The organism is Desmonostoc vinosum (assembly GCF_059505385.1).
On record NZ_JCACKM010000240.1, the window covers coordinates 1 to 7,084 of the forward strand.

The 7,084-nt window shown below is 43.1% G+C and carries 7 protein-coding genes; 3 read left to right on the forward strand and 4 right to left on the reverse strand.

Features of this window, described 5'->3' with window-relative positions; translation table 11 throughout:
- The 4 genes from AC5JMF_RS27395 to AC5JMF_RS27410 all read right to left on the reverse strand — a co-directional run.
- Positions 1 to 245: hypothetical protein (locus AC5JMF_RS27395; RefSeq protein ID WP_495798864.1), on the reverse strand; the 245-nt coding region annotated here is incomplete at its 3' end.
- A 74-nt stretch (positions 246 to 319) separates the two neighbouring features.
- Positions 320 to 2,356 carry a hybrid sensor histidine kinase/response regulator gene (locus AC5JMF_RS27400; RefSeq protein WP_495798865.1) on the reverse strand — a complete coding sequence of 679 codons (2,037 nt, stop codon included), beginning with the start codon at positions 2,354 to 2,356 and terminating at the stop codon, positions 320 to 322.
- An 11-nt stretch (positions 2,357 to 2,367) separates the two neighbouring features.
- On the reverse strand, positions 2,368 to 2,832 hold the full coding sequence (locus AC5JMF_RS27405) for a response regulator (protein WP_495798866.1): 465 nt from the start codon (positions 2,830 to 2,832) through the stop codon (positions 2,368 to 2,370).
- A complete protein-coding gene (locus AC5JMF_RS27410; RefSeq protein WP_495798867.1) occupies positions 2,829 to 4,757 on the reverse strand; it encodes a PAS domain S-box protein in 1,929 nt (642 codons plus the stop codon). The genes AC5JMF_RS27405 and AC5JMF_RS27410 overlap by 4 nt, the downstream gene beginning before the upstream one ends.
- 415 nt (positions 4,758 to 5,172) lie before the next feature.
- On the opposite strand from AC5JMF_RS27410, the gene AC5JMF_RS27415 reads away from it, so the two are divergent.
- From AC5JMF_RS27415 to isiD, 3 genes are all read left to right on the forward strand, one after another.
- Positions 5,173 to 5,577, forward strand: a complete 405-nt coding sequence (locus tag AC5JMF_RS27415) for a hypothetical protein (RefSeq protein ID WP_495798868.1) — start codon at positions 5,173 to 5,175, stop codon at positions 5,575 to 5,577.
- Between the two features lie 95 nt (positions 5,578 to 5,672).
- Entirely contained in the window at positions 5,673 to 6,287 is a 615-nt protein-coding gene (locus AC5JMF_RS27420) for an alpha/beta hydrolase (RefSeq protein WP_495798869.1), read from the forward strand.
- Between the two features lie 156 nt (positions 6,288 to 6,443).
- Positions 6,444 to 6,656, forward strand: a complete 213-nt coding sequence (gene isiD / locus AC5JMF_RS27425) for a protein IsiD (protein ID WP_495798870.1) — start codon at positions 6,444 to 6,446, stop codon at positions 6,654 to 6,656.
- Positions 6,657 to 7,084: the final 428 nt, after the last annotated feature.

The following is a 7,084-nucleotide window of genomic DNA, read 5'->3' on the forward strand; positions in this document are numbered from 1 at the left end:
TTGGGGACTGGGGACTGGGGATTGGGGACTGGGGACTGGGGACTGGGGACTGGGTTTGTTATTTCTTCCCCTGCCTCCCTTGCCTGCCCTGCCCTCACAGGTGTAGGTATTTTACATTCAATCAGAATAAAGCCTATTTTTTCGTTCCAAAATCTTTCTGTGCGTCTCCCCGTCCCCGCGTCCCCGCGTCCCCGCATCCCCGCGTCCCCGCGTCTCCCCGTCCCCGCGTCCCCGCGTCCCCGCATCTCCCTATCTCCGCGTCAGCCAAATCATAAGTCTTTAAACGGACATGATATGACAATTCCCCATTCCCCATTCCCTACCTACGCCCAATTAACTCAGAAATCGCTGTCAGTAATTGCTCTGGTGCTATGGGTTTGGAAAGGTGTTTTTGAAATCCGGCTCTGATTGCTTGCTGCTGATTGATTTCGCCAGCATAAGCAGTCAGAGCGATCGCTGGCAAATATTGTCCTCTATGTTCGGTATTACTGAATGGAGGGATAATAACATCACCATAAAATTTCTCCCCCTGCCCCTCTTCCCCTGCTTCCAAAGCCCGTATTTGTTGTATAAGCATGTAGCCATCCATCTCTGGCATTCCAATATCACTGAGCAAAATATCTGGTTGAGACTGTTCTAATAGTTGCAGTGCTTCAAAAGCCGATGCTGCTGAGGTAGCGATCGCCCCAAATTGCTCAAGCACAAAGCATAAAAATTCACGGGTATCGTGATCATCATCTACAACTAGAATCGTCATACCCATGAGGGGAGAGGAGTCAGAAATGGCAGTTGCAGTAGAATTTATACCGTCTTCGCTGATTTTGCCACTTTTCATCAAGGGTAGCTTCAGACTAAAGCTTGCCCCTTGACTTTCGCCGGGGCTTTCTGCCCACACAGTTCCACCGTGCAGTTCTACCAAGTGGCGCACGATCGCTAAGCCTAATCCTAATCCACCAAATTTTCTGGTTATTGTACTGTCAGCCTGACGAAAATAGTCAAATACATAAGGTAAAAAGTCAGGCTTGATACCTTTACCTGTGTCATTGACAGTAATTTGAGCTTGAGCATCTCTGCATTCCAACTGGATATTTACCCGCCCTCCACTGGGAGTAAATTTGACAGCATTTGAGAGCAGGTTCCACAAAACTTGCTGTAAACGGGCTGAATCACCCAAAACCGGCCCCACATCTGCATTAAATATTGTTTCAATCTGAATATTTTTAGCTTCTGCTGCTAAACGTACTGTTTCAATTGCTGCTTCAATAATGGTTATTAAGTTAACAGATGCCATCTCAAGGTTAATTTTACCTTGGAGGATGCGAGAAACATCTAGTAAGTCTTCAATTAATTGAGCTTGTAATTGAGCATTGCGCTCGATGGTTGCTAAGGCTTTGGCAAGTGTAGTTTCATCAAGTTTGTGGGTTTGGAGGAATTTCGCCCAACCTAAAATCGGGTTCAGGGGCGATCGCAATTCATGAGACAGGACTGCGAGAAATTCGTCTTTAATCCGATTTGCGGTTTCTGCGTCACTACGGGCTATCTGCTCAAGTTGGAGGAGGCGATCGCGTTCGGCTTCAGTATGTTTGCGTTCAGTGATGTCTTGAGCAACACCAACTACTTGATAAATTTCACCCGCTGCGTTACGAATTGCAAAACCGCGATCGCGAATCCAGCGAATTGAACCATCAGGACGAACAATCCGGTATTCATTTTCTACATAGTCCTCGTGCTGGCAAGTTAGGGCTGTAGCTTTGACTTTTTCTCGGTCTTCAGGATGAATCGTTTCTAACCATGTTGTATAGTTCTGGTAAAGTTCATTGCGAGAGCGCCCCCAAATCTGTTCATAAGCAGGGCTAACATAGAGAATCTGCGGTATGTTAAAATCTGTAATCCAAAAGACATCCTGAATTTTTTCTGCCATGGAGCGGAAACGAGCTTCGCTGCGCTCTAGGGCTGCTTCTGCAAGTTTGCGATCGCGGCGTTCTTGAGCTTCTCGCAATGCCCGTTGAATTGAGGGAGCCAACCGCCCTAATCGTTGCTTTAATACATAATCGATTGCACCGTTTTTGAGAGCTTCAATCGCTAATTCTTCACCCAAAACTGCGGAGACAAAGATAAAAGGAGTATCTGGACAGTGATTTTGAGCTATTTCTAGAGCAGAAATGCCATCAAAAGCTGGCAGAATATAATCAGAAAGAATCAAGTCGAAAGTCTCAGTTTGTAGGGCGGCGAGAAAGTCAGCATCACTTTCGACTCGCAAGAGTTCGCAATCAATTCCCTCTTGCATTAGCGTTGTTTGGATGAGCAATGCATCTACCACACTGTCTTCTAAAAGTAGGAAACGCAGTACACTCATAAATTGCTCACTTACTCACGATTTGGTGCAGTAGGTAAAGTACTCAGGGGTGGTTGGTTAATCACTGCCCAAAATAGCCCAATTCCCTTGATGGCATAGACAAAATCATTGAAATCTACAGGCTTGACGACATACGCATTAACGCCCAATTCATAACATTTCATCAAGTCTGGTTCCTGACGAGAAGACGTCAATACTACAACAGGAACTACTCGCATTTCCGGGTCAGATTTGAGGTGTGCCAGCAACTCTATACCATCGATTTTAGGTAATTTTAAATCGAGCAACACCACAACAGGATGTCCCTCCATCCGTAAGCGAAACAGCCCACGCCGATAGAGATAATCTAATGCTTCCTCTCCATCACGTACTACCACGACTTCATTGGCAAGATGGTTTTCTGATAATGCGGCTAGCACTAATTCCGCATCGTTGGCGCTGTCTTCAACTAGTAGAATTCGCTTGAGTTCGTTCATTCACTCTCCTTGTTTGACAGCTTAGGTAAAGAGAAATAAAAGGTAGCCCCGTTGCCGACTACACCCTCTGCCCAAACTCGACCTTTATGTCGGTGAATAATGCGTTGTACATTTGCTAATCCCACACCTGTACCCTCAAATTGCGGATCACTATGCAATCGTTGAAATACTCCAAATAACTTATGTACATATTGCATATTAAAACCAATACCATTATCTTTAACAAAAAAAATCACTTCATTTTCATTATTAGTACTACCAATAGTGATTTCTGCTGAGGGTTGAGTTTGCGTATATTTAACAGCATTCCCAATGAGATTACTGAGAACAAGCCTAAGCATAGAGGGGTCGCCTTGCACCTCTGGTAGTGCCTCAATGTGCCAATTAATTGTACATTCTGAAGTTTCTATAGTTAAATCGCGTTTGACTTCTTTTACCAACTGCGTCATATTGACAGTGATGTAGCGCATTTCTGTACGTCCCATCCGGGAAAAAGCCAGCAACTCATCAACAAGGATTCCTGCTTGTTTGGCACTTTGAGCGATTGTCGTTAAATAGTGCTGAGTGAGAGTATCTAAGTTTGTTGGTTTCAGCCGCTTTTCTAGTAAGTCTACAAATCCGCTGATATGGCGAAATGGCGCTCGCAAGTCATGAGAAACTGAATAGCAGAAGGATTCCAATTCTTTGTTAGCAGCTGCCAATTGTTCTGTGCGCTCTTGGACTCGTTGTTCTAGGATTTCGTTGAGTTGTTGCAAGACGGCCTCAGCTTGTTTGCGCTCGGTGATATCTAAGAATGCAGCTACACATCCTCTAGACTGTCCCTGTTCATCAAAAAGTGGTGCAGTCGAGACTAAATACAGGGCAATTTCTCCATCTTCGTAAACAATCTCAACTTCTGCATTGATCACCTCAACACCATTAGCAGCAGCATACTGCATAGGTAGTTCGTCAGCTTGTAATTCTCGACCATGGCGATATACTTTAAAATTTGAGGGCTTTTCGTCATCCGCAGCACTTAAAGAAGCATTAGCATCCAGAGGAATCTTTAATTGCCTAGCTAGGGTTGGATTAACTCTAATCCGCCTACACTGAGCATCTTCAGCAATGCCAATACCAATGGGAATCACCTCAAGTAATGTCTGTAGTTCTTTGAGACTCCGAGCTAAAGCTTGGTTGAGTTCAACGATTTCGGCTTTTGCTTGTTTGCGATCGCTAAAATCAAGCACAAAGCCAATAATTGTACTATCTTCATGCTTGACAAGTCCTAGCATCACAGGAATATGACTGCCATCCTTGCGAATATATTCTTGTTCAAAGGGTTGACATTTGCCGTTAATTATGATTTCTTGAATTGCTTGCTGACTGACTTCAAGCGATTGAGATGAGGTGATCTGTTGCTGATATATTCGACCAGAATTGAGATCCTCGCGCGTATAACCAATCATTTGCAAAAAGGCATCGTTGGCTTCAATGATGCAGCCATGCATATCAGCCACAATCATGCCAATAATATTCGATTGTGCCAAACGACTAAACCGTGCTTCACTTGCGTTTAGAGAATTCAGACTAGCTTCAGCTTTCAATAGAGCTGTGCGGCGTGATTCATTGAGTGAGCTGATTAACACTGCTGCTGTCAAAAACACCAGTAGCGGTATTAAAGTATTCAAACTTGCTGTGTTTAATGAATAAAGCGGTTGCAAAAAGAAGTAGTTAACTGCCAAAGTAGACAAAATAGTCGCAAGTAGCCCTGGAGCCAAACCACCATACCAAGCACTGATCATTACTGCAATAAAAAATAGTGCAGTAGGTGTTGCAGTCAGATAAGAGTTGAGCAACTGGCTAATCACCAATGCTAAGGCAACCGATAGCACAGCTATACCATAGTGTAGCGATCGCTCTTTGATGAGTGTGCCCTTCCTTCTCATGCCAGTAATGATATTTTCTAATAATGCTCTTACTTGATGGGTTATGGCCTAGTTAAGTCTTTGGAAGTACTGGCCTAGCAGTATTTTACCAGTTTCATCTTTGATTTATTAATATCTAGCTGGAAAATGGGGAGTGGGGGAAATGAGGAATAGATAGTTAAAAAGCTTTTAAGCCTGAAGCAAATGTAATAAAGTACTTTATTACATTTGTGTTTAATTACATAATTACATTATTACAACTGTAATTCAGGCTGAAAACCCTGCTTATTGATCGAAATATGAACGCTCACAAGATAGAAGTCGTTATCGACTGCCGGCAACATATCCACAAAAAATGTGATGGAATATATTGCTCACCAAAGAGATTAAGTCAAAGAGTCCTGAAGGACTTAAACCGTTTTCATCCCTGGCATAAATGCACAGGGATGAAAACGAGTATCTTTATAAACTGTTGAGTCGGGAACAAGAAGGATTTGTGATTGAATCTTCCACACTTCAAGCGTTTAAAACCAAAAACATAGTGATTGGCTTACCTCTAGACTATCCCCATTTCTGGAATGAACAATCAGAAGATGATACTCGCCAACAAGTAATACAAGATCCGCAAGTTTGGAGAAGTGCGCTAGGACGTTCTCTAACTCCTCAAGGCTTGGTCATACCCGTAATCCCTTACTATCGAACATTTCCTTGGGTAGCTGTGGCAGGTAGACGGATTTTTACACAATTAGAAACAGTTTTTAGCGATCGCTACTTTATGGCATCCAATGAGCTAAATCTTCTCAACACTATCCTTCTTGAAGACGAAGCAGACAATTCTTAAAAATTCTCAATTCCAAATTCACGCATTCATAGATTGTACTTCTAAAGATAGGATTTACTAGAAGAGTTGAATTATTTAGGAGTAAACCTCTGTCTTTGCAATTTGTTACTTTTCCACCTTCGACTTCTAAACCTCCCGTCGGTTTAATCGTTACCTTGCATGGCTGGGGTGCAAATGCTGATGATGTGGCATCTCTACTACCATTTTTCAACTTGCCAGACTATCAGTTTATATTTCCCAATGCACCTTTTCCTTATCCTCATTCTCCTGCGGGTAGGGCATGGTATGACTTGAATCAAGAAAATATGTATCAGGGATTAGAAGAAAGTCGCCAACTTTTAATAGATTGGTTGCTATCTTTAGAGAGTAGTACAGGTGTGCCTTTGGCGCGGACTATTTTGAGTGGATTTTCTCAAGGCGGGGCAATGACTTTAGATGTAGGATTGAAATTGCCCCTAGCAGGTTTAGTTGTCATGAGCGGGTATTTACATCCTGGTGCAGCAACGGCAGCTAAAGGTGGTTTGCCGCCAACTTTAATCATGCATGGTAGATATGATGAAGTTGTGCCCCTGCAAGCTGCCCACAAGGCACGAGAAACTCTAGAATTACTAGAAGTGGAATTAGAATATCACGAATATGACATGGGGCATGAAATCCGTCCGCAAATGTTAGAGGTGCTGCGAAATTTCGTTGTTAATACAATTGACTAGTCAGGGTTACAAATTTTTTACAAAATCTGGTATGAATCCTGAAAATTTTCACGAAATCAATGCCCTCTAATGAGTAATATATATTGGGTGGCTACGTCTAGTACGTAACTTAACCCATGCTGAAGGCGAATGCTGCATAAGGGAGGGGCGAGCATTATGACAACTCTAAGCATTTCCAAGAAAGAAATTGCTGCCATGACTGTGGCAGAGGTAGAACAACTGGCAACACGTCTAGAGTTAGATAATTATAGCAATGCTTTTGAGGGTTTAGATGATTGGCATCTGCTGCGAGCGATCGCCTTTCAGCGTCCAGAACTAGTAGAACCCTATATCCACCTTCTAGACTTAGAACCCTACGACGAAGCATAACAGCTGGGGATTTTAAATTTGCAACTTACGCCTAATGTGAATTAAATAGGTTGAAACTAGAATGTGAGAACATCAATGCCGAAATGGCTATGTAGACAAATTCTTACTTCTTTTGCTTTTTTCCTCATTCACACTAGGCGTATTTCATTTAACGAGTTCCGTGGGTTTAAGTCCCCCGGTTCTATAATCGGCAAGTTTTTAGGAATTACGCATTGACAAAGTAGTCAAATAGTGTATTGATAAGGTGACTTTGCGCTAAATCCCATTACAAAACCTAATTACGTTAGCGTTAGCGAAGCGGTAGCGAGTCCTCGAGCGTCAGCGGTAGCGAGTCCTCGAGCGTCAGCGGTAGCGAGGTACGAGCGTCAGCGGTAGCGATAGCGTAGCGTAAAGCCTGCGGCATAGCTTCGCTTAGAGCGAGTCATCGA

Bases quoted from the DNA above. Each gene is read 5' to 3' on its own strand.
- AC5JMF_RS27400 (WP_495798865.1), bottom strand. From the start codon at position 2,356: ATGAGTGTACTGCGTTTCCTACTTTTAGAAGACAGTGTGGTAGATGCA.
- AC5JMF_RS27405 (WP_495798866.1), bottom strand. From the start codon at position 2,832: ATGAACGAACTCAAGCGAATTCTACTAGTTGAAGACAGCGCCAACGAT.
- AC5JMF_RS27410 (WP_495798867.1), bottom strand. From the start codon at position 4,757: ATGAGAAGGAAGGGCACACTCATCAAAGAGCGATCGCTACACTATGGT.
- AC5JMF_RS27415 (WP_495798868.1), top strand. From the start codon at position 5,173: ATGCACAGGGATGAAAACGAGTATCTTTATAAACTGTTGAGTCGGGAA.
- isiD (WP_495798870.1), top strand. From the start codon at position 6,444: ATGACAACTCTAAGCATTTCCAAGAAAGAAATTGCTGCCATGACTGTG.